Here is a 24,836-nt window from a genome sequence, read left to right as displayed (position 1 = left end):
GCCTGCCGGTTTCATCGCGCCGGTTTCATGCAGATGCCAGCCACGCGGCGACCCGCGCGCCGATCGGTGCGAACACCGTGTCGGACGGATCGGCGGCGGGCGGCGCGCCCGCGTCGGATGCGGTGCGGATCGCGATGGTGAGCGGCACCCGGCCGAGGAAGGGGATGCCGAGCCGCGCCGCCGCCGCCTCGGCACCGCCGCTGCCGAACGGATCGGAGCTCTCGCCGCAATGCGGGCAGACATAGCCGGCCATGTTCTCGACCAGGCCGATGATCGGCACGCCCGCCTTGTCGAAGAAATCGATCGCGCGCGTCGCATCGATCAGCGCGAGATCCTGCGGCGTGGAGACGATCACCGCGCCGGCCGGCCGGTATTTCTGCACCATCGTCAACTGCACGTCGCCGGTGCCGGGGGGCAGATCGAGCACCAGCGTGTCGACCGCGCCCCAATCCGCCTCGACCAGCTGGCCGAGCGCGCCCGCCGCCATCGGCCCGCGCCATGCGATCGCCTTGCCGGGATCGACGAGCTGCCCCATCGACAGCAGCGGCACGCCGTAGCGCGTCGGCACCGGATCGAGCACCTTGCCGTGCGCGGTGGGGCGGGCCTCCTCGCAGTGCATGAGTTTGGGCTGCGAGGGGCCGTAGATATCGGCATCGACCAGCCCGACGCGTCGCCCGCCGCGCGACAGGGCGATGGCCAGATTGGCGGCCAGCGTCGATTTGCCGACCCCGCCCTTGCCGCTCGCGACCGCGATCAGCGCGCGCGTCATGCGTTCCGCGGTGACGACGATCCGCACTTCGGAGACGCCGGGCCGGTTCGCGGCCTGTTTGGCGGCGGCCTCCATCGCCTCGCGTTCGGCGGCGGCAAGGCCGGTCGCATCGAGCACAATGCCCACGCGCGTGCCCTCCATCCGCACGGTCGCGCGGGGGCCGGTGACGGCGGCGACCGCGGCCTTCAGTGATTCCAGATCGATCATGCGCGCGAGATAGGCCCGCATGGGTCCCTTGGCACTGTTTTTCCGCTGGCGCCCTCCTATAAAGACAGGATGACATTCCTCTCGCGCTGGCCCCGGCGTCCCTCGATCCTCAACGCCGAACCGCCCAAGGGCCCCTGGGGTGGTGGCTCGGGCGACGGTCCGGGCGAGGGTGGCCCGCGCAACCCCTGGTCGCTGCCGCCCGGCGGCCGCAAACCCATCGGCCGGCCGAGCGCGCTCGACGACTTCCTGAAAAAGGCGCGCGCGACGGGTGGCGGCGGCGGCGGAATGGGCGGCGGCTTCGGCGGCGGCCTGCCGTCCGCGCCCAATGCGCGCGCCTTGTGGGCGATCGGCACCGCGATCATCCTGGGGGTGTGGATCCTCTACACGTCGGTCCATCCGATCAGCCCGCAGCAGCGCGGCGTCGTCACCTATTTCGGCGCCTATTCGGAAACCATCGATCCGGGCATCCGCTGGACGCTGCCCGCGCCGATCGCGCATGTGACGAAGGTGGACGTGCAGCGCATCCGCACCGAGAATTTCCCGACCGGCGAGGGCGAGAATCTGACGCTGACCGGCGACCAGAACATCATCGATCTCGCCTATTCGGTGCGCTGGAACATCGCGTCGCCACAGGATTACGTCTTCCAGCTCGCCGATCCGCAGTCGACCGTGCGCGCCGCAGCCGAAAGCGCGATGCGCGCCGTCGTCGCGCAGACCACGCTGAAACAGGCGCTGGGCGCCGGCCGCACCGTGATCGAGCAGCGGGTGCAGGATCTGACCCAGGCGATCCTCAACGATTATCATTCGGGCGTCCGCATCCAGGGCGTGGCGATCAAACAGGCCGCCGCGCCATCGCGGATCGTCGAGGAATTCAACAAGGTGACCGCCGCGCAGCAGGAGGCGGTGGCCAATCTCAACCAGTCGCAATCCTATGCGCAGCAGGTGGTCGCGCGCGCGCAGGGCGAGGCGGCGGCGTTCGACAAGGTCTATGCGCAGTACAAGCTCGCCCCCGAGGTGACGCGCCGCCGCATGTATTACGACACGATGGAAGCCGTGCTCGCCAAGACCGACAAGACGATCATCGAAACGCCCGGCGTCACGCCGTATCTGCCGCTGGCCGGCGCGCGCAAATTGCCCGATCCGACGGTGAGCGCCGCGCCGCCGCCCGCCCCTGCCGCGGGAGGCGCCCAGTGAACGGCCTGTCGCTCCGCAACCCGGTGGTGGCCGGTATCCTGGCGCTGCTGCTCGTGATCGTGGCGGCGGCCACCTTCGCGATCGTGCCGGAAACGCAACAGGCGGTGATCCTGCGCTTCGAACAGCCCGTGCGCACCGTGAACGCCTGGGCGCCGAACCAGCCCTTCGGCCGCACCGGCGCCGGGCTGATCGCGCGCATCCCGTTCATCGACCGGATCGTGTGGGTCGACAAGCGCGTGCAGGATATCGACCTGGAGAACACGCTGGTGCTCTCGACCGACCAGCTCCGCCTCGAAGTCGATGCCTATGCGCGCTACCGCGTGGTCAATCCGCTCAAGATGGTGGTGAGCGCGGGCAGCGAGGATCGCGTCGCGGACCAGCTTCGCCCGATCCTCGGCTCGGCGCTGCGCAACGAGCTCGGCAAGCGCCAGTTCGTCGAACTGCTCAGCCCCGAGCGGGGGCAGTTGATGAACAACATCCAGGCCGCGCTTCAGCGCGTGGCGACGCAATATGGCGTCGAGATCGTCGACGTGCGGATCAAGCAGGCGAACCTGCCGGTCGGCTCGCCGCTCGACAGCGCGCTCAACCGGATGGCCACCGCGCGCCAGCAGGAGGCGATCACGATCCGCGCGCAAGGGCAGAAGGCGGCGCAGATCGTGCGCGCGCAGGCGGATGCGGATTCGGCCAAGATCTATGCCGATGCATTCAACAAGGACGCGGACTTCTACGATTTCTATCGCGCGATGCAGTCCTACCGGCACACGTTCGGCGCGGACGGCACCACGCCCGAGGGATCGAGCGCGCTGATCCTTTCGCCCAACAACGCCTATCTCAAACAATTCGAGGGTCGCGGGCGCTGAGCGCCTGAATCGTTCGTTCATATTCAAGCATCGTTCAGCCGATCGCCGCCATGGCGAACCGATTTCGAACGTGAACCGAGAGGACCAATCTCCCGTGCGTTATGCCTATGCCCTGACCACCGCACTTCTCCTCGGGGGGGCGACCGCGTCGCTCGCGCTGCAGCCGGGCCAGACCGCCCAGAACGATCCCGCGCTGATCGCGCAGGCCGCCCCGCGGCCCGGCGCGCCGATGAGCTTCGCCGATCTGGTGGCCAAGCTCCAGCCCGCGGTCGTCAACATCTCGACCAAACAGTCGATCGTCCAGCAGCAGCAGGCGAACCCCTTTGCCGGCACGCCGTTCGGCGAACTGTTCGGCGGCGGCGGCGCGCAATCGGGGCCGCCGGTGAAGCGCGAGGGCGCGTCGCTGGGTTCGGGCTTCCTGATCTCGGCGGACGGCTATGTCGTCACCAACAACCATGTGATCGAAGGCGCCAAGGGCGCGACGGTCGAGTCGATCTCGGTCACCCTGGTGGACGGCAAGGAATATACCGCCAAGGTGGTCGGCAAGGATCCGACGTCCGATCTGGCGCTGCTGAAGGTGAACGCGACCGGCCTGCCGTTCGTCCGCTTCGGCGATTCCACGCGGTCGCGCGTCGGCGACTGGGTGCTGGCGATCGGCAACCCCTTCGGCCTCGGCTCGACGGTCACCGCGGGCATCGTCTCGGCGCTGCACCGCGTCGGGCTCGGCGCCTATGATCGCTTCATCCAGACCGATGCGGCGATCAACCAGGGCAATTCGGGTGGCCCGATGTTCAACCTGAACGGCGAAGTGATCGGCATCAACTCGCAGATCATCTCGCAGTCGGGCGGCAATGTCGGCATCGGCTTCGCGATCCCCGCCGAGGACGCGGCGCCGATCATCGAAACGCTGCGCCGCGGCAACAGCGTGAAGCGCGGCTATCTGGGCATCGGCATCCAGCCGGTGACGGACGATATCGCCGCGGCGCTGGGTCTGCCCAAGGATCGTGGCGAGCTCATCAGCCGGATCGAGCCCAATCAGGCGGCGCAGCGCGCCGGGCTGAAGGCGGGCGACGTGGTGGTCCGCGTCAACGGCAAGGAGGTCACCCCGCAGAATTCGCTCAGCCGCCTCGTCGCCGACGTGCCGCCGGGCGGCACCGCGCGGCTCGACGTGATCCGCGACAACAAGCCGCTGACGCTGACCGCGAAGGCGGGCACGCGGCCGAGCGAGGAGGTGTTGCAGAAGACGCTGGGCGGCGACGATGACGACGGCCTGCCCGACGACGATTCGGGCTCGACCCAGGCCACACCGGCGACGGGTACGCTGGGCCTGAACGTCGTGCCATTGACGCCGGGCATCGCGCGCTCGATCGGGGTCGATGCCGGCGTGACCGGCATCGTGATCGCCTCGGTCGATCCGTCGAGCGATGCGGCGCAGAAGCAGTTGAAGCGGGGCGACGTGATCGTCTCGATCAACGGCACGCCGACGCGCACCGTGGCAGCGCTCACTGCCGGCGTCGCGGCGGCGCGCGCAGCCGGGCGCGATCAGGTGCTGCTGTTCGTGCAGCGCGGCAAGATCGGCCAGTTCATCCCGGTGAAGATCAAGAAATAAGCCGCTCTCTCGATCAGGATAAGGCCGTCGCTCCCCGTGAGCGGCGGCCTTTTTCGTTTCGGGTGGCCTGTGGAGACGGCTCGACTTTACGCGATCCGGGCGGATATGGCGGAGAGGGCTTCAGAGCAGGATAACGTCGACGCGATCCCCTCTCTATCTCCGTTCGTGCTGAGCTTGTCGAAGCACGCGCTCCGCACGCAAGCGTTCGTATGGGGACCCGCCCTTCGACAAGCTCTGGGCGAACGGTGCATGGTACGATAACCCCAGTTCAGGAGCGGCACATGGACGACATCTTCATCGGCATGGCGGCGGACGGCACGCGGCAGACGCTCGATCTCCGGCGCGCCAACCGCCACGGGCTGATCGCGGGCGCGACGGGCACCGGCAAGACGGTGACGTTGCAGGGCATCGTCGAGGGATTTTCCCAGGCCGGGGTGCCGTGCTTCGTCGCCGACGTGAAAGGCGATCTGTCGGGCCTGGCGATGGCCGGATCGCCGGCGGCGAAGACGCACGCCGCCTTTGCCGAACGCGCCGCGGCGATCGGCGACACCGATTGGGCGTATGCCGACAATCCCGTGCAGTTCTGGGATCTGTTCGGCGAGCAGGGCCATCCCGTCCGCACCACCATTACCGAGATGGGGCCGCTGCTGCTCGCCCGGCTGATGGATCTGAACGACGTGCAGGAGGGCGTGCTGCAGATCGCCTTCCATGTCGCCGACAAGGACGGGCTGCTGCTGCTCGATCTCGACGATCTCCAGGCGATGCTGGCGGATTGCGCGGGGCGGGCGGACGAACTGACGACCAGCTATGGCAACGTGTCGAAACAGTCGATTGGCGCGATCCAGCGCGCTTTGCTCCAGTTGCGTTCGCAGGGCGCGGAGCATTTCTTCGGCGAACCCGCGCTCGACATGGCGGATTTCATCAAGACCGACGACAAGGGGCGCGGCGTCGTCAACATCCTCGCCGCGGACCGGCTGATGGCCAGCCCCAAGCTCTATTCCACCTTTCTGCTGTGGCTGATGAGCGAATTGTTCGAGCATCTCCCCGAGGTCGGCGATCCCGACAAGCCGGTGCTGTGCTTCTTCTTCGACGAGGCGCATCTGCTGTTCGATGCCGCGCCCAAGGCACTGCTGGAAAAGATCGAACAGGTCGTCCGGCTGATCCGCTCCAAGGGCGTGGGCATCTATTTCATCACCCAGAATCCGATCGACGTGCCTGATACGGTGGCAGGCCAGCTCGGCAATCGCGTGCAGCATGCGCTGCGCGCGTTCACGCCGCGCGATCAGGCGGCGGTGCGCGCCGCCGCGGAGACGTTCCGCGCCAACCCGGGCGTGGACGTGGCCAGCGCCATCACCGAGCTGAAGGTGGGCGAGGCACTGGTCTCGCTGCTCCAGGCCGACGGATCGCCCACCCCCGTCGAGCGGACGCTCGTCAAGCCACCCGCCAGCCGGGTGGGGCCGATCACCGCCGACGAGCGCAAGGTGATGATCGAGACGGACGCGATCGGCGCGAAATACGACGTCGCGGTGAACCGCGAATCTGCGGGGGAACTGCTCGCCGCGCGGGCGCAGGAGGCGAGCGCTTCGGTCGCCGCGGCCAAGGCGACCTCCGACGCGGAAAAGGCCGCCGCGGCGCAGGCGAAGGCCGACGCGCAGGAGGCGCGCGCCGCGGCGCAGGCTTCGGCGAACAGCCCTTGGGCGAAGATGGCGACATCGGCGGCGCGTGCCGCGAGTTCGTCGATCGGGCGGCAGGTGGCCAATGAGATCGGCAAACAGGTGTTCGGCACGAAGAGCCGCGGCGGATCGGCAGCGGGCGGCCTTCTCGAGACGGTAGCGCGCGGCGTGCTCGGAAATCTGTTCCGGGGACGCTGACCGGCGTCCTTGCGTACCGAATGGTTTACGCGGAGGCGCGGAGACCGGCTTTGCACCAAGGTCGCGCCCGACTTCAGGTGATGAAGCGCCGCCTATGCACCAAACCCGTTCGCCCCGAGCTTGTCGAAGGGCCTGTTCCGCGCGCGAAAGCGCGATCGCGGAGAAAAGCGTTTCGACAGGCTCAGCACGAACGGATCTGGAGCTGGACCGAGCGGCGACGCCTCAGGCCTTGACCAGCCCGATCTCGACCAGCCGCTCGTGCAGATAGTCGTGCGCGGTGATCGGCACGGGATGGCGGTTCGGGTTTTGCGGCGTAATGCAGCCGGGCAGCGTCTCGATCAGAAAATCGGGCGCGGGGTGGAGGAAGAACGGCATCGAATAGCGCGAATGGCCGCGCCGCTCGGGCGGCGGGTTGACGACGCGGTGCGTGGTCGAGGGCAGCACATGATTGGTGAGGCGCTGGAGCATGTCGCCCACGTTCACCACCATCGCCCCCTCGGGCGGGCGGACCGGGAGCCACGCGCCGGTGTCGCGGTCGCGCAGTTCGAGACCGGCCTCTTCCGCGCCCAGCAGCAGCGTGATGAGGTTGATGTCCTCATGCGCACCGGCGCGCACGCCCTCCGCATCGGCGGGGATGGGCGGATAATGGAGCAGCCGCAGCACGCTGTTGCCGTCCTTCACCGCCGGCGCGAACCAGTCGGGGGCGAGCTTCAGGTGGCGCGCGATCGCCGATAACAGCCGGTCGCCCGCGGCATCGAACGCGGCGAACAACGCGAGGAAGGTGTCGCGAAACCGCTCGGGCTGTGTCGGCCAGATATTGGCCGCCATCTGCGCGGCATAACGATGCCCCTCGGGCAGTTCGCGGCCGACATGCCAGAATTCCTTCAGGTCGACCGCGCTCGCGCCCTTGGCGATCTCGGTCTTGAACGGCGTATAGCCGCGCGCGCCGCCGCCGCCGGGCGTGTGATAGCCGCGCTTCTCCGCATCGTCGCGGGCGAACAGCGCCTGCGTGTCGACCCAGGCGCGCGCGATCAGATCGTCGGGCACGCCGTGATCCGCGACGATCGCGAAGCCAAAGCGTTCGAACGATCCGCCGAGCGCGGCGGCAAAACCATCGGGATCGCTCGCCTGTTCGGCGAGGCTGAGCGTCGGAACCTGGGCGGCGGGAGTGTCGAGCATCGTCTTTGTCCGGCAAGGGGTTATGGCCCGTCTTACGCGCCTGCGCGCCGCTTTCCAATCCGATCGGACCCGCGCGACGGAACCGTGCCCCGCCCCCACCGTTCGGGCTGGAGGCACAATCAGGAGATGGATCATGGGCGGACATCAGGTTCCCGGCATGGGATCGGGCGACGACGGCTATGACGAGGAAGGCTATGACGAAAGCCAGCGCGCCGAGATCATGGAGGCCACGCGCGACGGGCCCAGCGACGGCGTGATCCTGACCGACCTCCAGCCCGATATCGGCGACGATGACGACGAAGACGAGTCGATCGACGAGACGCGGATGGATTCCGAAGAGGTCGGCGAGAGCGACGCCAGCGTCACCATGGACGAGGACGACACCGACGAGGACGACGCGCAGGACGCGTTCGATGCCGATGCCACGGGCGCGGACGAGGATGACGACGATGCGCTTGACGACGCCGACGACGTCGCGCTGAAGCCCTGATCCGAGCGGCCGGTTCGTCCGGCCGTCATGATGTTCTGCCGATCGGCGTGTGCCGATTTCGGGCCGCCGATGATGAGGCGCAGCGATGGCGAACAGTCTGACACGAACGTACCGCCTCGCCAAGGGCGCGCATCGGCCGTATTCTCGCCGCAGTGCATTCATGCTTTGGCAAGAAACCGTTGCGGAAATGCGACAGTTTTGATTGTTCCGCGCATTTCTGCGCTGCAATGCAACGATCGCCTTCAAGGCTGGTTTTGTGGGGCCTAGGCAACTTCGGTGACCCTCGGGTGACCCTCGGTTGCCAAGATCATTAATAATAGAAGGTATGAACAACGATGCGTAAGCTCACCCTCGCCGCCGCGGCTGCGTTTGCCGCGATCACCGCTGCCCCCGCGTTCGCGCAGGATGCGGCCGCGCCGGCTCCCGTCGACACCGCCGCTCCGGCCGATAGCGGCCCGCGCGCACCCGATGGTTCGAAGGCGTTCGGCATCGAGCCGTATTTCGGCGTGATGGGCGGTTGGGAATCGTTCGACAACCAGGGAGGCTACGGCCTGCCGCGTGCGCTGAACTCCAACGGTTCGGTCCGCAACAACTACCGCCTCGAGGGTGCGCTGGTTCAGGGCGTCGCCGGCATCAACGTGCCGCTCGGGCCGATCTTCGTCGGCGTCGAAGGTAACGTGGTCAAGGGCATCGATGGCAACATCGATTGGGAATATGGCGGTGCGGGTCGCGTCGGCGTGCGCGCTGGCGACAGCGGCCTGTTCTACGGCAAGGTCGGCTATCAGTGGGTCAATTTCGACCATTTCTCGCAGTATAACACGGGCGCCAGCCTGAACCGCGACTATGGCGCGATGACCTATGGCATCGGCACCGAAGTCGGCCCGAAGGATATCGGCCTGAAGGGGATCACCGGCAATGCGGGCTTCCGCATCCGCGCCGAGGTGAACACCTATGGCAGCTTCCGCAGCCTGCGCCCGATGCTGGGCGTCATCACGCACTTCTGATCCTTCGCGATCGAAAGTGCCAAAGGGGCGGGGGATGGCGACATCCCCCGCCCCTTTGGTGTGCGGCGAAGATGGGGCACGGATACGTGCGGCCCTTGCCGATCGCTTGCGTCAAGATCCGTGGCAGCCCGTCGCACCGGCGGCCCTCGCAACCGTTCGCCCACCGGCGTACCGCCCCGGACACCTGCCGGAGCGGTACATGGCGCGCTTACTCCGCCGCCACCCCGGCCGCGGCGAACATGTCGCCGCTGTCGTCCAGATCCTGCGTCGGCAGCGCGCCGACGCCGGCCTTGGCCTTACGGCGCTTGTCGAAGCCGTCCCACACCTCGTTCCAGTTGCCGCGCGTCGCCGCCTTCGAATATTCGGTGGCGCGCTGTTCGAAGAAATTGGCGTGCTCCACGCCGTTCAGCATCGGGGCGAGCCAGGGCAGGGGATGTTCGTCGATCATGTAGATCGGCTTCAGGCCCAATTGGTTCAGCCGCCAATCGGCGATGAAGCGGATATATTTCTTGATCTCCTTGGGCGTCATGCCGGTGACGGGCCCCATTTCGAAGGCGAGATCGATGAAATTGTCCTCCAGCCGGATCGTCGTCTGGCACACGTCGGCGATGTCGTCCTTCACCGCCTTGGTGAGGCACTGGCGCTCGTGGCAGAAGGTGTGGAACATCTTGATGATGCCCTCGCAGTGCAGGCTCTCGTCACGGATCGACCAGGTGACGATCTGGCCCATGCCCTTCATCTTGTTGAAGCGCGGGAAGTTCATCAGCATCGCGAAGCTGGCGAAGAGCTGCACGCCCTCGGTGAAGCCGCCGAACATGGCGAGCGTGCGGGCGATGTCCTCGTCGGTATCGACGCCGAAGTTCTGCATGTAGTCATGCTTTTCCTTCATCTCGGCATATTCGAGGAAGGCGCCATATTCGCTCTCGGGCATGCCGATCGTGTCGAGCAGATGGCTGTAGGCGGCGATGTGCACCGTCTCCATGTTGCTGAACGAGGTCAGCATCATCTTGATCTCGGTCGGCTTGAACACGCGGCCATATTTCTCGTGATAGCAATCCTGCACCTCGACATCGGCCTGCGTGAAGAAGCGGAAGATCTGCGTCAGCAGGTTGCGCTCGTGCTCGCTGAGCTTCTGCGCCCAGTCGCGGCAATCCTCGCCGAGCGGCACTTCCTCGGGCAGCCAGTGGAGCTGCTGCTGGCGCTTCCAGAAATCGAACGCCCAAGGGTATTCGAACGGCTTGTACTGCTTGCGGGCTTCGGTGAGCGACATGGGATTACTCCGAGAAAAGCTGAACGATGAGTATGAAAGCGAGAAGGATCAGCGCTACGCCGCTGATGCGATAGGTCCGAATGGCTTCTATGGAGTTTTCAGGCTCCATTCCGTTTCGATGCGTTATGACGTGCGGCGCGGTCATCATCAGGATGCCCGCAAGCATGATGATCGCTGAGTTTCCAAGCACAAAGCCGTTCACCGCCCCGGCCCCCATGACCACATCGCGTCGGCCGACAGGCCGAGCACGAAACCGGCGGCGACCAGCATGATGCCGACCATCCGGAACACATAGACGCGCGCAGGTGCCGTCGGCCAGGCGAGCGACACCAGCATCGCGATACCGATCAGCGTGAACAGCCCCGCGACGGTGAACATGATGCCGACCTGCCACGTCATGCGACCATATCCGCATCCATGCGTTTCGCACCCGCAACCTTCAACGCAGGAGCCTTATCATGGTCGATACCACCCAGATCCAGGAGCATATGGAAGTCGTCGATGCGGACGGCGTGCACGTCGGCACGGTCGATCACATGGACGGCGACCGGATCAAGCTGACCAAGAACGACAGCCCCCAGACTCAGGACGGCCAGGGCGCCAAGCATCATTACATTTCGGTCGGCCTGGTGGCGGGGATCGAAGACGGCAAGGTCCGCCTGAGCGCGACCGCCGACAATGTGACGAGCCTCGAAGAGACCGAGTAAGCCGGTCGGGCACGCGCCCGCGAGACTTTCGGCCCCGGTTCGCGACTTGCGAGCCGGGGCTTTTCGTATCGGGCGGCCGCGCATCGCCACGCCGTCAGACGGCACCGTTGCGCGGCCCGGCCGTCCGCCATGACGAGCCTTCGCATTGCTCACGCAATCCGAAGCCGCCCATGCGTTACTGGCAGGCCAGGCATTCATCGTAATCGGTCGTTTCGAACTGATATTTGGGCTGCTCGATCGTGTTGTCGTTCTCTACGCCGCCGGCGAAGCCCGCGCGCTGGATGCTCTTCGAGCGCAGATAGTAGAGCGACTTGATCCCCAGCTCCCAGGCGCGGAAGTGGAGCATCAGCAGATCCCATTTCTCGACATCCGCCGGGATGAACAGGTTCAGCGACTGCGCCTGATCGATATAGGGTGTGCGGTCGCCGGCGAGTTCCAAGAGCCAGCGCTGATCGATCTCGAAGCTGGTCTTGAAACAATCCTTTTCCTCGGCGGACAGGAAATCGAGATGCTGGACGCTGCCGCCCTGCTCCAGAATCGTGTTCCACACCGCGTCCGAATTCTTCGATTTCTCGATCAGCAGCTTTTCGAGATAAGGGTTCTTGACCGACCACGATCCCGACAGCGTCTTGTGGGTGTAGATGTTCGCCGGGATCGGCTCGATGCAGGCAGACGTGCCGCCACAGATGATGCTGATCGACGCCGTCGGTGCGATCGCCATCTTGCAGGAGAAGCGCTCCATCACGCCCATGTCGGCGGCGTCGGGGCACGGACCGCGTTCGATCGCGAGCTGCATCGACGCTTCGTCGACCTGGCCCTTGATGTGCTTGAACATGCGCAGGTTCCACGACTTGGCCATCGCGCCCTCGAAAGCAAGGCCGCGCGCCTGGAGGAAGCTATGGAAGCCCATGACCCCCAGGCCCACCGAACGCTCGCGCGCGGCGGAATAGGCGGCGCGCTCCATGCCGGGCTCGGCGCGGTCGATGAAATCCTGGAGCACATTGTCGAGGAAGCGCATCACATCCTCGATGAAGCCCTTCTGGTCCTTCCACTGATCCCAGGTCTCGAGGTTCAGCGAAGAGAGGCAGCACACCGCGGTGCGATCCTCGCCCAGATGGTCCTTGCCCGTGGGCAGCGTGATCTCGCTGCACAGGTTCGAGGTGGAGACCTTCAGCCCCAGGTCGCGGTGATGCTTGGGCATCGCCTTGTTCACGTGATCGGCGAAGATGATGTAAGGCTCGCCCGTCTGGAGCCGCGTCTCGACCAGCTTCTGGAAGAGCGAACGCGCATCGACCGTGGCGCGTACCGTGCGATCCTTGGGGCTGAGCAGGTTCCATTCGGACCCGTCGCGTACCGCTTCCATGAAATCGTCGGTCAGCAGCACGCCGTGGTGCAGGTTCAGCGCCTTGCGGTTGAAATCGCCCGACGGTTTGCGGATCTCGAGGAACTCTTCGATCTCGGGATGCGAGATGTCGAGATAGCAGGCCGCCGAGCCGCGCCGCAGCGACCCTTGCGAGATCGCGAGGGTAAGCGAATCCATCACGCGGACGAAGGGGATGATGCCGCTCGTCTTGCCGTTCAGCCCGACGGGCTCGCCGATCCCGCGGACATTGCCCCAATAGGTGCCGATCCCGCCGCCGCGCGACGCCAGCCAGACATTCTCGTTCCAGGTGTCGACGATGCCGTTCAGGCTGTCGGGCACCGAATTGAGGAAGCACGAGATCGGCAGGCCGCGTCCGGTGCCGCCGTTCGACAGCACGGGCGTGGCGGGCATGAACCACAATTGCGAGATCGCGTCGTAGATGCGCTGCGCATGGCCGGCATCGTCGGCATAGGCCGAGGCGACGCGGACGAAGAGATCCTGATAGCCCTCGCCCGGCAGCAGATAGCGATCGGTGAGCGTCTCCTTGCCGAAATCGGTGAGCAGCGCGTCGCGGCTGTGATCGACCTCGACCGGATAGGACTGCGCCTTCACCGTCTTGCTCGTCATCGGCGTGGCCGCCGTCGGGGCTTCGGCCGTCTGGGCCATCGTGTCGATCGTATCGGTGCTCATGTCGCTATCCCGGTCGTCCCTGAAATCCATCGTCGGCTCCTCAGCCTTTCGAATCAGGAGCTTGCCCGATCCTATCACCGAAGGCGGCCCGGGCGAGAACAAAACATGTCCATCGCGATCGCCGGCGGAAGGTCGAACCGCCCAACCGATATAAGGTTGCGGTGCCGCTCCTACCAGCGATTGGGTCCGCCCCCGAACTCAACCCCCACAAGTTGTGGCAAAGCGGCGCGGGACGCAAGCGGGTAAACGCGGCGTTCGTCCTGTCGCCGGGGCGGCAGGCGGACGCGGAATCCCGCGACGCGCGGTCGTCCGCGGCTTCCCCGAAACGCAAGGGAACGGGGCGGGAACGGAAAATATTTTGATCCGCCCTGCACCCCGGCCCTCGCCGGGTACAGGGCCGATTTCCCGTCACCCTCGCGCAGGCGAAGGGACGGTGAAATCCTAGCGCGAGCGGGAGCCGCCCATGCGCATCTTCTGGCTCTTGCCGTAGCGCGTCTTGCGCGTGCCGGGCTTGCCTTCGTTCGAACGGCCCATCAGCGGCGCCTTCTGCTGGTCGACCGGCAGGCCCAGCTCCTCGTTCTCCAGCTGGCGGATTTCGTCGCGCAGGCGGCCCGCGGTCTCGAATTCCAGATCGCTGGCGGCCTTGCGCATCTGCTTTTCGAGATCCTCGATATAGGCGCGCAGATTGTGGCCGACCATGTGCGGACGGTCCTCGTCGATCTCGACGGTCACCTGATCCTTCGAGGCGACATGCGCGATGATGTCGCCGATGCTGCGGCGGATCGTCGTGGGCGTGATGCCGTGTTCGGTGTTGTACGCGATCTGCTTCTCACGGCGGCGCGCGGTCTCGTTCATCGCGCGCTCCATCGATCCGGTGATGCGGTCGGCATAGAGGATCACGCGCCCGTCGACGTTGCGCGCGGCGCGGCCGATCGTCTGGATCAGCGAGGTCTCGCTGCGCAGAAAGCCCTCCTTGTCCGCATCGAGGATCGCGACCAAGCCGCATTCGGGAATGTCCAGTCCCTCGCGCAGCAGGTTGATGCCGATCAGCACGTCATAGACGCCCAGGCGGAGGTCGCGGATCAGCTCGATGCGCTCCAGCGTCTCGACGTCCGAATGCATGTAGCGGACCTTGATCCCCGCCTCGTGCATATATTCGGTCAGATCCTCCGCCATCCGCTTGGTGAGCGTCGTCACCAGCGTACGGTATCCCGCCGCCGTCGTCTTCTGGCATTCGACGATCAGGTCCTGCACCTGTTCCTCGACGGGCTTGATCTCGACGGGCGGATCGATCAGCCCGGTGGGGCGGATCACCTGTTCGGCGAACACGCCGCCGGTCTGCTCCATCTCCCACCCGCCCGGCGTCGCCGAGACATAGGTGGTCTGCGGGCGCATGGCGTCCCATTCGTTGAAGCGCAGCGGCCGGTTATCGATCGCGGACGGCAGGCGGAAGCCATATTCGGCCAGCGTCAGCTTGCGCCGGTGATCGCCGCGCGACATGCCGTTGATCTGGCCGATCGTCACATGGCTCTCGTCGACGAACAGCATCGCGTTGTCGGGCAGATATTCGAACAAGGTGGGCGGCGGCTCGCCCGGCATCCGGCCGGTGAGGAAGCGGCTGTAATTCTCGATGCCGGCGCAACTGCCCGTCGCCGCGATCATCTCCAGATCGAAATTGGTGCGCTGTTCCAGCCGCTGCGCCTCGAGCAGCTTACCCTCGGCCACCAGCTCCTTCAGCCGCTCGGCCAGCTCATGCTTGATCGCCTCGCCCGCCTGTTTCAGCGTCGGGCCGGGCGTGACATAATGCGAATTGGCATAGACGCGGACGGAATTGAGCGAGGCGACCTTGCGGCCGGTGAGCGGATCGAATTCGGTGATCTCCTCGATATCGTCGCCGAAGAAGCTGATCCGCCAGGCGCTGTCCTCGTAATGCGAGGGGAAGATCTCGAGCGTGTCGCCCTTCACGCGAAAATTGCCGCGCTGGAAGGCGGCGTCGTTGCGCTTGTACTGCAGCGCCACCAGCTTGCGCACGATCTCGCGCTGGTCGACCGTCGCGCCCTTCTTCAAATCGAAGATCATCGCCGAATAGGTCTCGACCGAGCCGATGCCGTACAGGCACGAGACCGACGCGACGATGATGACGTCGTCGCGCTCCAGCAGCGCGCGCGTCGCCGAATGGCGCATCCGGTCGATCGACTCGTTGGTCGAACTTTCCTTCTCGATATAGGTGTCGCTGCGCGCGACATAGGCTTCAGGCTGGTAATAGTCGTAATAGCTGACGAAATATTCCACCGCATTGTCGGGGAAGAACGACTTCATCTCGCCATAGAGTTGGGCCGCCAGGATCTTGTTGGGCGCGAGGATCAGCGCGGGCCGCTGGCATTCCTCGATCACCTTGGCCATCGTGAAGGTCTTGCCCGAGCCCGTCACGCCCAGCAGCACCTGGTCGCGCTCGCCTGCATTCACTTGCGCCACCAGTTCGCGGATCGCGCCGGGCTGGTCGCCGCTCGGGGTATATTCGCTGGCGAGCACGAAGCGCTTGCCGCCCTCCACCTTCTGGGGGCGTGCGGAGGGGCGGTGGGGAACGAACGTCTCGCCCGTTTCCGGCTCGGCGAGGCTGGTGCGAATCTGGATTGCCATAGACGCCGAATATGGGTTGGAGCATCGCCGTGCGCAACGAACGCGCCGTCAGGAGAGATGTGATGATCGGTTACGCGACGCTCGGCACCAACGATATCGAACGCGCCCGCACCTTCTACGACGGGCTGATCGGCGCGCTCGGCGGGCAGCGGGTGTTGGAAATCCCCGATGCGCGCGGGTTCACCATGTACGGCGCGGGCCGGGACAAGCCGATGCTGGCGATCACGAAGCCCTATGACGGAGCCCCCGCGACCGCGGGCAACGGCACGATGGTGGCGCTCGTCGCCGAAAGCCGCGAACAGGTCGACAGCGTCCATGCCAAGGCGCTGGCGCTGGGCGCCACCGACGAGGGCGCGCCGGGCCAGCGCGGGCCCGACTCGATGAACCTGTATGGCGCCTATTTCCGTGATCCGGATGGCAACAAGTTCTTCGTGCACAAATTCGGCTGAGCCGGCCGAAGCCGCTCGCCACCGTCGAGCCTTCGCCTGCGCCACAGCCCCTTCGACAAGCTCAGGGCGAACGGTGCAGGCTAAGGTCGTCAGCCGCTAGCTGAGGATATGCATCCACATCGGCTGGCCCACCACGCTCTGCGATCCGCGGAGCCGTTCGAGCGCGGCGGCGACCGCGCGTTCCGGGCCCTCGTGCGTCACGATCGCCACCATCGCGCCGCCGCTCGCGGTGGTGCCGCGCTGGATCAGGCTTTCGATCGACACGCCCGCGTCGCGCATCGCGGTGGCGATCTCGGCGAGCACGCCCACCCGGTCCATGACGGTGAAGCGCAGATAGGCGCGGCAGCGGCGATCGGCGCTGTCCTGCGGCGGCGCCTGATCCAGCGCATCGGCAGGCATTGCATAGGCCGGGCCGAATTCGCCGCGCGCGATGTCGATCAGGTCGGCGACCACCGCGCTCGCGGTGGGGCCCTCGCCCGCGCCCGCGCCCTGGAAGAACAGCGGCCCCACGAAATTGCCGTGCGCGACGACGGCGTTCAGCGCGCCCGTCACATGCGCCAGCGGATGGCCCGTCGGCACCAGATGCGGATGGATGCGCTGGAACAGGCCGCCTGCCCCCACCTCGGCCACGCCCACCAGCCGCACGCGGTAGCCGAGCGCCGCCGCTTCGGCGATGTCGGCGGCGATCACCTCGCGGATGCCCTGCACCGCCACGCCCGCAAAGGCCGGCTGGGTGCCGAACGCGACGCTCGCCAGGATCGACAATTTGTGCGCGGCGTCGATGCCGTCGATGTCGAACGCGGGATCGGCTTCGGCATAGCCCAGCGCCTGCGCCTCGGCGAGCACGTCGCCGAAGTCGCGGCCGCTCGCCTCCATCGCCGAGAGGATGAAATTGCAGGTGCCGTTGAGGATGCCGTAGACGCGCTCGATCACATTGGCCGCGGCGCCGTCGCGTAGCCCCTTGATGACCGGGATGCCGCCCGCCACCGCCGCCTCGAACGCCAGCGGCGCGCGCGCCGTCTCGGCGGCGCGCGCGAGTTCCAGCCCGTGATGCGCGATCATCGCCTTGTTGGCGGTGACGAGCCCCTTGCCCGCCGCCAGCGTCTCGCGCGCGAGCGTGAGCGCGGGGCCGTCCGATCCGCCGATCAGCTCGACCACCACGTCGACGTCAGGATGGCTGGCCAGCGCGGTCGTGTCGTCGATCCACGCGAAGCCCGACAGGTCGAGCCCGCGATCGCGGTTCCGGTCGCGCGCCGAGACGGCCACGATCTCGATCGAACGCCCGGCGCGGCGCGCGATCAGGTCGCGGTTGGCCGCGAGCACGCGGATCACGCCGCCCCCGACCGTTCCCAGTCCCGCCAGGCCAACCCGCAACACATCCGCCATCGTCTCGCTCCCCGCGCTTCGCCCGTGTTGCTAGGGAGCGCGGGACGCGCTGGCTAGAGCGGATCGACGCACCCGCGCGAACGGCGCTGTCCCCTGGCGCCCGGCCGTGCCACTATGCCCGCTCCCTTCCCTTGTGCGAGCACCGCATGGCCTCCATTCCCCGCCCCGCCGCCGAACTGACGCTGCGCGGCATCGCGCTCGGCGCGATCATCACGCTGCTGTTCACCGCCGCCAACGTCTATCTGGGGCTGAAGGTGGGGCTGACCTTCGCGACCTCGATCCCGGCCGCGGTGATCTCGATGGCGGTGCTGAAGCTGTTCGACGACGCCTCGATCCTGGAGAACAACATCGTCCAGACGATCGCGTCGGCCGCGGGCACGCTGGCGGCGATCATCTTCGTGCTGCCGGGGCTGATCCTCGTCGGCTGGTGGACGGGCTTTCCCTATTGGACGACGGTGGGCGTGTGCGCGACGGGCGGCATCCTGGGCGTGATGTTCTCGGTGCCGCTGCGCCGTGCGCTGGTGACGGGATCGGACCTGCCCTATCCCGAGGGCGTCGCCGCCGCCGAAGTGCTGAAGGTGGGCGCGGGCTCGGCCGATGGCGATGTCGAAAACGCGAAGGGGCTGCGCGTCATCCTGCTCGGCTCGCTCGTCTCGGCGGGCTTCGCGCTGCTGGCGGCGATGAAGCTGGTGGTGAGCGAGGCCGCCAAGAACTTCCGCGTGGGCGCGGGCGCGAGCGGCGTCTCGACCAGCTTCTCGATGGCGCTGATCGGCGTCGGCCATCTCGTCGGCCTCAGCGTCGGCGCGGCGATGTTCGCGGGCATGCTGATCGCCTGGGTGGGGCTGATGCCCTATCTGACGCACGCCATGCCCGGCGGGGTGGACGATATCGTCGGCGCGGTGTTCCATACCAAGGTGCGCTTCATCGGCGCGGGCACGATCGGCGTCGCCGCGCTGTGGACGCTGCTGAAGATCCTGGGCCCGATCCTCGGCGGCATCCGCTCGGCGATGGCGGCATCGCGCGCACGCGGCGCCGGCGAGACGCTAGAGCTGACCGAGCGCGACCTGCCGATCGGGATCGTCGCGCTGGCGATCCTGGCCATGCTGCCGCCGATCGCCTTCCTGTTGTGGCAATTCGCCGCCGGCGGCCCGATCGCGGCGGATGCGGGTGCGGTGATCGCGGGGACGATCCTCTACATCCTCGTCATCGGCATCGTGATCGCCTCGGTGTGCGGCTATATGGCCGGGCTGATCGGCGCGTCCAATTCGCCGGTGTCGGGCGTCGGCATCCTTGCGGTGCTGGGCGCCTCGCTGCTGCTGGTGGCGGTCTACGGGCACAGCACCGATGTGGCGCGGACGAACGCGCTGATCGCCTATGCGCTGTTCACCACCGCGATCATCTTCTCCATCGCGACGATCTCGAACGACAATCTCCAGGATCTGAAGACCGGCCAGCTGGTGGGCGCCACCCCGTGGAAGCAGCAGGTGGCGCTGGTGCTGGGGGTAATCTTCGGATCGCTGATGATCCCCTATGTGCTCGGCCTGCTGAAGACCGCGTTCGGGTTTCAGGGGATGCCGGGCGCCGGGCCCGCGGCGCTCGCTGCGCCGCAGGCGGCGCTGATCTCGGCGCTGGCCAAGGGCGTGCTCGGCGGCGATCTCGACTGGAGCCTGATCGGCGCGGGCGCGGGGATCGGCGTGGTGGCGATCGCGGTGGACGAGGCGCTGGGCCGCGCGGGCAAGCTTCGCCTGCCGCCGCTGGCGCTCGGCATGGGCATCTATCTGCCGATGTCGCTCACGCTGCTGATCCCGGTCGGCGCGGTGATCGGCCGGGCCTATGACGGCTGGGCCGCGCGCACGCCCAACCCCGATTTCGCCGCGCGCATGGGCGTGCTGGCGGCGACGGGGCTGATCGTGGGCGAGAGCCTGTTCGGCGTCCTGTTCGCCGGCATCGTCGGCGCGAGCGGCAAATCGGACGCGCTGGCGGTGGTGGGCGACGGCTTTGCCGGCCCCGCGCTGATCGCCGCGCCGCTGTTGTTCGCCGCCGCGATCGCCGGCCTGTATGCGCGGACGCGGACGCTGGCGGGCACGCGGTAACGGGACGCCGGCCCGTCACCCGGCCGGGTGAGATCAGTTCGGTCGTTCGGCGGCCACGGGGGCCGGCGTCTCTTCCAACCGGCTGCGCAGGATCTCCGCTTCCTCCAGCAGCAGGATCGACGCCGCCGTCACGTCGTGCGCGTGCAGGCCGACGTTCCTGGACACTTCGACCAGAACGCTCACCTCGGCGCCCACCTCGCCGCGGACGGAGGCCTTGCGCGCGGCAGCGTCCGCCAAGGCACCGGAATGGACGCGCATCTGCTCCATGGTCGTCGATAGATCGCCGCACCGGCGGATGACATCGGCCACTGTCTCGCGGATCGCGCCGAGTTCGACGCCGATCTGATGCGTCGCCTCCGCGGTGCGGGTGGCCATCTGCTTCACCTCATGGGCGACGACGGCGAAGCCCCGGCCCGCATCCCCGGCGCGCGCGGCCTCGATCGAGGCATTGAGCGCCAGCAGACGGCTTTGCGCGGCGATCGCGCTGATCATGCCGGCGACCGATGCGACGCCGTCGATATGCGTGCCCAGCCCGTGAACGGCGTCGCACGTTCCCTTCGCGCTATCCGTCGAACGTTCGATATCGTCCACGATGACGACCATGCTGTCCTGCATCTCGCCGCCAAGATTGACCAGCGCGCGCACATTCTCGACCGCCGCCTCGGATTGCCGGATGCCGGATTGCGCCAGATGGGCGAGCGTCTGCGCCTTGCGGTCGAGCGTCTGGGCGGCCGTGTCCAGCGCCGCCCCCACCTGCCGGACTAGCACGGCGCGCTCCTTCTGCTCGATCAGCAGCCGGCGCATCTCCAACCGGTCCATGACGATCCGGGCCAGCATGGCAAGCTGCCGGCGCTCGTCCCCGTCGAACGCGATGCGCGGGGCCGGATCGAAGATACTCAGCGTGCCGATGGTCTTTCCGTCGGGCGTGACGAGCGGAGCGCCGGCGTAGAATCGGGTATGCGGCGGCCCGATCACCAGGGGATCGTCGGCGAACCGCGCGTCCTTCGTCGCATCGAGGACCATCAAGACACCGTCGCCGGCGATCGCGTGCGCGCAAAAGGCATCGATCCCGCCGGGCATGCCAACGTCCGCACCCCGCCGCGCCCTGAATGATTGCCGCCCGGTATCGATGAGGCTGACGCTGCTGTTCGCCACATGGAACAGGCTCTCCGCGATACGCGCCGTGTCGTCGAACACCGGCTCCGAGGAAAGCGCGGGATCAGCGGGCGTCCGCCGGTCCATGGCGGCCGCGAACGCATCGGGCTCGGCAAGAAAGGGATTAGAGTGCACGCGACCTCCGGACCGGATGGCATCCAATGCCATCCGGTCCGTGTCTTAAAACAGACCCATTCCTGTTTGATTAACGGGCAAACCGCGCCTGGCCGCGCATCACATCGCCGCGATCAGCGCCGCGATGCGGACGAAAGCGAAGCCGATCGAGCTGTCCGCGATGCCGTAAGGCAGGAAGATGCGGTCGCCGTGGCGGATCGCGCCGCAGCTATAGACGACATTGGGCACATAGCCCTCGCGGTCCTGATCCTTGGCGGCGAGCAGCGGCTCCTGCATGCGGCCGATCACCTTGGACGGATCGTCCTTGTCGAGCAGCACCGCGCCGATCGAATATTTGCGCATCGCGCCAACGCCGTGAGTCAGCAGCAGCCAGCCCTCGTCCAGCTCGATCGGCGGCCCGCAATTGCCGATCTGCACCAGCTCCCAGGGCAACGTCGGGCGCAGGATCATCTCGCCCTCGTCCCAATGCTCCAGCGTGTCCGATTTCAGCAGGAACAGATTCTCGCCGTCCTGCCGGCCGATCATCATATACTGGCCGCCCACCTTGCGGGGGAACAGCGCCATGCCCTTGTTGCGCGCCGCCGGGCCCGTCATCGGCACCAGATCGAACGCGCGAAAATCGCGGGTGCGCATCAGCTCGGACTGGATCACCGATCCGTTATAGGCGGTGTAGGTGCCGATCCATTCCCAACTGCCGTCGTCATGCTGGAAATGGACGATCCGCAGATCCTCCAGCCCCTTGGATTGCGCCTGGGTGATCGGGAAGATGACCGTGCCCGACAGCGTGCTGTCGCGGTGGCGATAGACCGTCACCGGCCCCTCGGGCATCTCGTCCTCGCTCACGCGCACCATATCGGTGGCGGTCGCGAACGGCGGCTCGGGCGCGAGCTTCAGCTCGTTGCGATCGGTGATGATGCCCTCGCGGAACGCAACCGACGAGATATGCCCCTCACCCACCGCGCGCATCGACATCAGGATGCGCTGCGATCCGGGCGGCATGCCGGTCTGGTCGAAATGCGGCACCGCGCTCGGGTTCATCAGCGCGGCGGCGGCATAACTGTATTCGTGGCAGAAATAGGCACCGATCAACTGGCGCTTCTCGTCGCCGATCTCGGCGCCGTTCAGCCCGAGCTGCTCCTCGATCTGGTCGTAGCGCGTCATGAACACGCGGCGCGTCTGCCAGTGGCGCGCCTCGAAATCCTTCAGCACGATCTCGAGCTGGTTGGCCGCCTCGATCGGCGACATGCGCAGCACTTCGCCGACCATCCGCTCCGTCCGGCCCGGCGTGACGCCGTTCACGCTGCGGGGGATGTGGAAAGGCCGCACGACGACCCGCGAGGGATCGGCATGCAGCCGCAGGCTGTGGGTGAACAAATCCATCGCGAACGCAGCCTCGCTCGTATCCGTGACCAACGCGACGCCGCCAGCGAGGCTAGGCGACGTCGCGCGAGGCTCCTGACACGCTTTCGGCCAGCTTTGAAAGCCCCGAAATCGCGCAACTGGCGAGTTGCAGCGCCAGAATCGACTCCGCACCCTGATTGCGGTTGAGCCCGGTCGGCATCAGCCCGTCGAAACAGCCGCCATCGTCGGTCGAGGCCAGCGGCATATCGAGATCGTTCGCGCCCAGGAACCAGCCATAGGCGCGCATCGCCTCGTCGTACCAGCGCCGCTCGCCCGTCGCCTCGAATGCCGCGGTGCACGCATCGACGGTGGCCTGCGCCTCCAGCGGCTGCTGGTCGAACTGGAGCGGCGCGCCATAGGGGCGGCCGAAGCTTTCGGTGCCGACCGCGCGGAAACGGCCCTCGGGCGAGGTCTGCTGGCCGACGATCCATTCGAGCGTCGACAGGCCGCAGCGGACGAGATCGTCGCGCTCCAGCGCCTGGCCAGCGCGGATCAGCGCCTGCGGCAGACGGGCATTGTCATAGGCCAGCACGATCTCGAACCATTGCCATTCGGGGCGGCGCGTCTCGGCCAGCAATTCGAGCAGGCCGTCGGGGAAACGCTGCAGGATCTGGAGCGCGAGCACATGGCCCGGCCGCGCCTCCAGCATCGCCGCCGCGCCCAGCATCGCGAACGCCTGCGCGCGCGGACTGCCCAGCTCGAACGCCATGCTGGCGGTCAGGTCGAACATCGCGGTCGCCCAGTCGCGATGCTTGCGCTCGTGCGCGTCGCGCGCGGTGACACCCAGCGCCCACAAGGTGCGGCCGTTCGAATCCTCCGATCCGAATTCCTCGCACCAGGTCCGGTCGAAATTCATGAAGTTGCGGAACCGGCGTGCCTCGGGGTTCCAGGCATATTGCAGAAACGAGCCGTAGATCGTCATCCACTTGTCGCGCGTGGTGGCGTCGATGTCGGGAATCGCGCTCATCAGCATCAGCGCGCGGGCATTGTCGTCGATGCAATAACCGTGGCGGCGATCGGGGATCGAGAAGATCGAATGCTGGAGCATGCCGGTCGAATCGCTCATCCGGATGACGGCGGCGAGATCCGGGGCGAGCGGCTTGGGCGTGATCGCCGGCTTGGCAAGCCGCGTCGGGCGGGCGGCGACGCTGGCGCGGATCTGCGCGATCGCGGCCTCGGCGAGGCGCGGCCAGATCATCGTGCGGCCGCGCGCATAGGCGCGCTGCGACAGGCGGTTGCGGTCGCGGTCGTTGGTCAGCAGCCGGTCGATCTCGCGCGCGAACGCCGCGACGTCGCGGAAGTCGACGAGGACGCCGTGCCCGTCCGCCAGGATCTCGGTGGCATGCGCATAGGGGGTGGAGACCACCGCCTTGCCGACGCCCACCGCATAGGACAGCGTACCCGAGGTGATCTGCGCCGGATTGGTATAGGGCGTCGCATAGATGTCGGCCGCCTGGAGATAGCGCAGCAGCTCGTCATGCTCGACGAAGGAATTGACGAAGCGAACATTGTCGCTGACGCCGAGCGAGGCCGCGAGATCCTTCAGCCGGTCGCGATAGGCTTCGCCCTCATGCGCGACGAGATTGGGATGCGTAGCGCCCAGCACGACATAGAGTAGGTCGGGATGATGCGCGATCACCGCGGGCAGCGCCTCGATGATCGTCTCGATCCCCTTGTTGGGCGCGAGCAGACCGAAGGTGAGCACCACCTTGCGCCCATCCCAGCCGAACTCGCCCTTCAGCGTGTCGGGATCGACCATCTCGCGATCGGGCACGCCGTGCGGGATCATTGCGAGCTGGCGCGGATTGGCGCCATAGACGCGCTGCAGGATGTCGGCGCCGCGATCGGCCATCACGACGATCTTGGCGGCGCGGCGCAGTAGCCCCTCCATCACCCGACGCTCGTCGACATTGGGCTTTTCGAGGATGGTGTGGAGCGTGACGATCACCGGCAGCGTGGTGCGATCGAGCAGCCCCAGCAGGAATTCGCCGGCGGGGCCGCCATAGATGCCATATTCGTGCTGCACCCAGATCGCCTGTGCGCCGCTCGCCTCGATGGCGCGGGCGGTGGCGACATAGGCGGACAGGTCGTTCTGCGGAATCGTGCCCGTCACTTCGGGCGGATAGGCGTAGCGACCGGGGAAATCGTCCATCGCATAGACGTCGACGGTCAGATCCGGAAAGCGGCCACGCATCGCGGTGAACACGTCGGTGGTGAAGGTCGCCAGACCACATTTGCGCGGCAAAAAATTCCCGATGAGCGCGATATGGTTGATCGGGCTGGGTCCATCGGTCGGTACGGTCATCGAATATCCCTCGTCAGCCCGGCATCGATGGCCATTGGCCGCATCGATCCCGTCCGTTC

The 24,836-nt window shown here is 66.8% G+C and carries 20 protein-coding genes; 9 read left to right on the top strand and 11 right to left on the bottom strand.

From position 1 onward, the window contains the following. Positions 1-25: 25 nt before the first annotated feature. Entirely contained in the window at positions 26-976 is a 951-nt protein-coding gene (locus OXQ95_RS02370) for an Mrp/NBP35 family ATP-binding protein (RefSeq protein ID WP_267379285.1), read from the bottom strand. 69 nt (positions 977-1,045) lie between these two features. Here OXQ95_RS02370 and OXQ95_RS02365 point away from each other — a divergent pair, with 69 nt between their 5' ends. The 4 genes from OXQ95_RS02365 to OXQ95_RS02350 all read left to right on the top strand — a co-directional run bounded on the left by OXQ95_RS02365 (position 1,046) and on the right by OXQ95_RS02350 (position 6,510). Then, positions 1,046-2,170 carry a protease modulator HflK gene (locus OXQ95_RS02365; protein ID WP_242096316.1) on the top strand — a complete coding sequence of 375 codons (1,125 nt, stop codon included), beginning with the start codon at positions 1,046-1,048 and terminating at the stop codon, positions 2,168-2,170. Beyond that, positions 2,167-3,030, top strand: a complete 864-nt coding sequence (locus OXQ95_RS02360) for a protease modulator HflC (RefSeq protein WP_242096317.1) — start codon at positions 2,167-2,169, stop codon at positions 3,028-3,030. Before OXQ95_RS02365 ends, OXQ95_RS02360 begins: the two co-directional genes overlap by 4 nt. Positions 3,031-3,124: 94 nt before the next feature. Further along, the gene (locus OXQ95_RS02355; RefSeq protein WP_267379011.1) at positions 3,125-4,639 is read left to right on the top strand and encodes a Do family serine endopeptidase; all 1,515 of its coding nucleotides are present in this window, start codon (positions 3,125-3,127) and stop codon (positions 4,637-4,639) included. A 281-nt stretch (positions 4,640-4,920) separates the two neighbouring features. Beyond that, positions 4,921-6,510: a helicase HerA-like domain-containing protein gene (locus tag OXQ95_RS02350; protein ID WP_267379009.1), complete on the top strand. Its 1,590-nt coding sequence runs from the start codon at positions 4,921-4,923 to the stop codon at positions 6,508-6,510. A gap of 222 nt (positions 6,511-6,732) precedes the next feature. On the opposite strand, the gene OXQ95_RS02345 is transcribed toward OXQ95_RS02350, so the two are convergent. Next, complete coding sequence (locus OXQ95_RS02345) at positions 6,733-7,689, bottom strand: 2OG-Fe(II) oxygenase family protein (RefSeq protein WP_267379007.1); 957 nt, start codon at positions 7,687-7,689, stop codon at positions 6,733-6,735. Between the two features lie 133 nt (positions 7,690-7,822). Here OXQ95_RS02345 and OXQ95_RS02340 point away from each other — a divergent pair, with 133 nt between their 5' ends. Both OXQ95_RS02340 and OXQ95_RS02335 read left to right on the top strand, forming a co-directional pair. Next, the gene (locus tag OXQ95_RS02340; RefSeq protein ID WP_267379004.1) at positions 7,823-8,179 is read left to right on the top strand and encodes a DNA primase; all 357 of its coding nucleotides are present in this window, start codon (positions 7,823-7,825) and stop codon (positions 8,177-8,179) included. A 335-nt stretch (positions 8,180-8,514) separates the two neighbouring features. Next, positions 8,515-9,183: an opacity protein gene (locus tag OXQ95_RS02335; RefSeq protein ID WP_267379001.1), complete on the top strand. Its 669-nt coding sequence runs from the start codon at positions 8,515-8,517 to the stop codon at positions 9,181-9,183. Positions 9,184-9,391: 208 nt separating this feature from the next. Here OXQ95_RS02335 and OXQ95_RS02330 read toward each other — a convergent pair whose 3' ends face one another. Genes OXQ95_RS02330 through OXQ95_RS02320 form a run of 3 tightly spaced genes read right to left on the bottom strand, consistent with a single transcriptional unit; the run spans position 9,392 to position 10,852 of the window. Further along, on the bottom strand, positions 9,392-10,453 hold the full coding sequence (locus OXQ95_RS02330) for a ribonucleotide-diphosphate reductase subunit beta (protein ID WP_242096323.1): 1,062 nt from the start codon (positions 10,451-10,453) through the stop codon (positions 9,392-9,394). 4 nt (positions 10,454-10,457) lie between these two features. Beyond that, the gene (locus OXQ95_RS02325; protein WP_267378996.1) at positions 10,458-10,670 is read right to left on the bottom strand and encodes a hypothetical protein; all 213 of its coding nucleotides are present in this window, start codon (positions 10,668-10,670) and stop codon (positions 10,458-10,460) included. Then, positions 10,652-10,852 carry a hypothetical protein gene (locus tag OXQ95_RS02320; protein ID WP_242096324.1) on the bottom strand — a complete coding sequence of 67 codons (201 nt, stop codon included), beginning with the start codon at positions 10,850-10,852 and terminating at the stop codon, positions 10,652-10,654. Before OXQ95_RS02320 ends, OXQ95_RS02325 begins: the two co-directional genes overlap by 19 nt. A 59-nt stretch (positions 10,853-10,911) precedes the next feature. On the opposite strand from OXQ95_RS02320, the gene OXQ95_RS02315 reads away from it, so the two are divergent. After that, positions 10,912-11,160 (top strand): DUF2171 domain-containing protein, encoded by a 249-nt coding sequence (locus OXQ95_RS02315; protein WP_242096325.1) that lies wholly within the window; start codon positions 10,912-10,914, stop codon positions 11,158-11,160. Between the two features lie 175 nt (positions 11,161-11,335). On the opposite strand, the gene OXQ95_RS02310 is transcribed toward OXQ95_RS02315, so the two are convergent. Both OXQ95_RS02310 and uvrB read right to left on the bottom strand, forming a co-directional pair. Then, positions 11,336-13,243: a ribonucleoside-diphosphate reductase subunit alpha gene (locus tag OXQ95_RS02310; RefSeq protein ID WP_242096326.1), complete on the bottom strand. Its 1,908-nt coding sequence runs from the start codon at positions 13,241-13,243 to the stop codon at positions 11,336-11,338. A gap of 411 nt (positions 13,244-13,654) precedes the next feature. Continuing rightward, entirely contained in the window at positions 13,655-15,853 is a 2,199-nt protein-coding gene (gene uvrB, locus OXQ95_RS02305) for an excinuclease ABC subunit UvrB (protein WP_267378990.1), read from the bottom strand. A gap of 62 nt (positions 15,854-15,915) precedes the next feature. Between uvrB and OXQ95_RS02300 the strand changes: the two genes are divergently transcribed. Beyond that, positions 15,916-16,302, top strand: coding sequence for a VOC family protein (locus OXQ95_RS02300; RefSeq protein WP_267378988.1), 387 nt, complete (start codon positions 15,916-15,918; stop codon positions 16,300-16,302). A 96-nt stretch (positions 16,303-16,398) separates the two neighbouring features. Here OXQ95_RS02300 and OXQ95_RS02295 read toward each other — a convergent pair whose 3' ends face one another. Continuing rightward, entirely contained in the window at positions 16,399-17,688 is a 1,290-nt protein-coding gene (locus OXQ95_RS02295; RefSeq protein ID WP_267378985.1) for a homoserine dehydrogenase, read from the bottom strand. A gap of 146 nt (positions 17,689-17,834) precedes the next feature. Here OXQ95_RS02295 and OXQ95_RS02290 point away from each other — a divergent pair, with 146 nt between their 5' ends. Further along, entirely contained in the window at positions 17,835-19,781 is a 1,947-nt protein-coding gene (locus OXQ95_RS02290) for an oligopeptide transporter, OPT family (RefSeq protein WP_267378982.1), read from the top strand. Between the two features lie 33 nt (positions 19,782-19,814). Here the strand turns inward: OXQ95_RS02290 and OXQ95_RS02285 are convergent, their stop codons facing one another. From OXQ95_RS02285 to OXQ95_RS02275, 3 genes are all read right to left on the bottom strand, one after another. Continuing rightward, on the bottom strand, positions 19,815-21,071 hold the full coding sequence (locus OXQ95_RS02285) for a methyl-accepting chemotaxis protein (protein WP_267378978.1): 1,257 nt from the start codon (positions 21,069-21,071) through the stop codon (positions 19,815-19,817). A gap of 99 nt (positions 21,072-21,170) precedes the next feature. After that, complete coding sequence (locus OXQ95_RS02280) at positions 21,171-22,451, bottom strand: glycoside hydrolase family 130 protein (RefSeq protein WP_242096332.1); 1,281 nt, start codon at positions 22,449-22,451, stop codon at positions 21,171-21,173. Between the two features lie 52 nt (positions 22,452-22,503). Beyond that, the gene (locus tag OXQ95_RS02275; protein ID WP_267378975.1) at positions 22,504-24,777 is read right to left on the bottom strand and encodes a glycosyltransferase family 4 protein; all 2,274 of its coding nucleotides are present in this window, start codon (positions 24,775-24,777) and stop codon (positions 22,504-22,506) included. Positions 24,778-24,836: the final 59 nt, after the last annotated feature.

This window comes from Sphingomonas sp. GC_Shp_6, from assembly GCF_026540835.1.
In the GTDB taxonomy this organism is placed as follows: domain Bacteria; phylum Pseudomonadota; class Alphaproteobacteria; order Sphingomonadales; family Sphingomonadaceae; genus Sphingomonas.
This window is presented reverse-complemented; position numbering and strand designations above follow the sequence as displayed.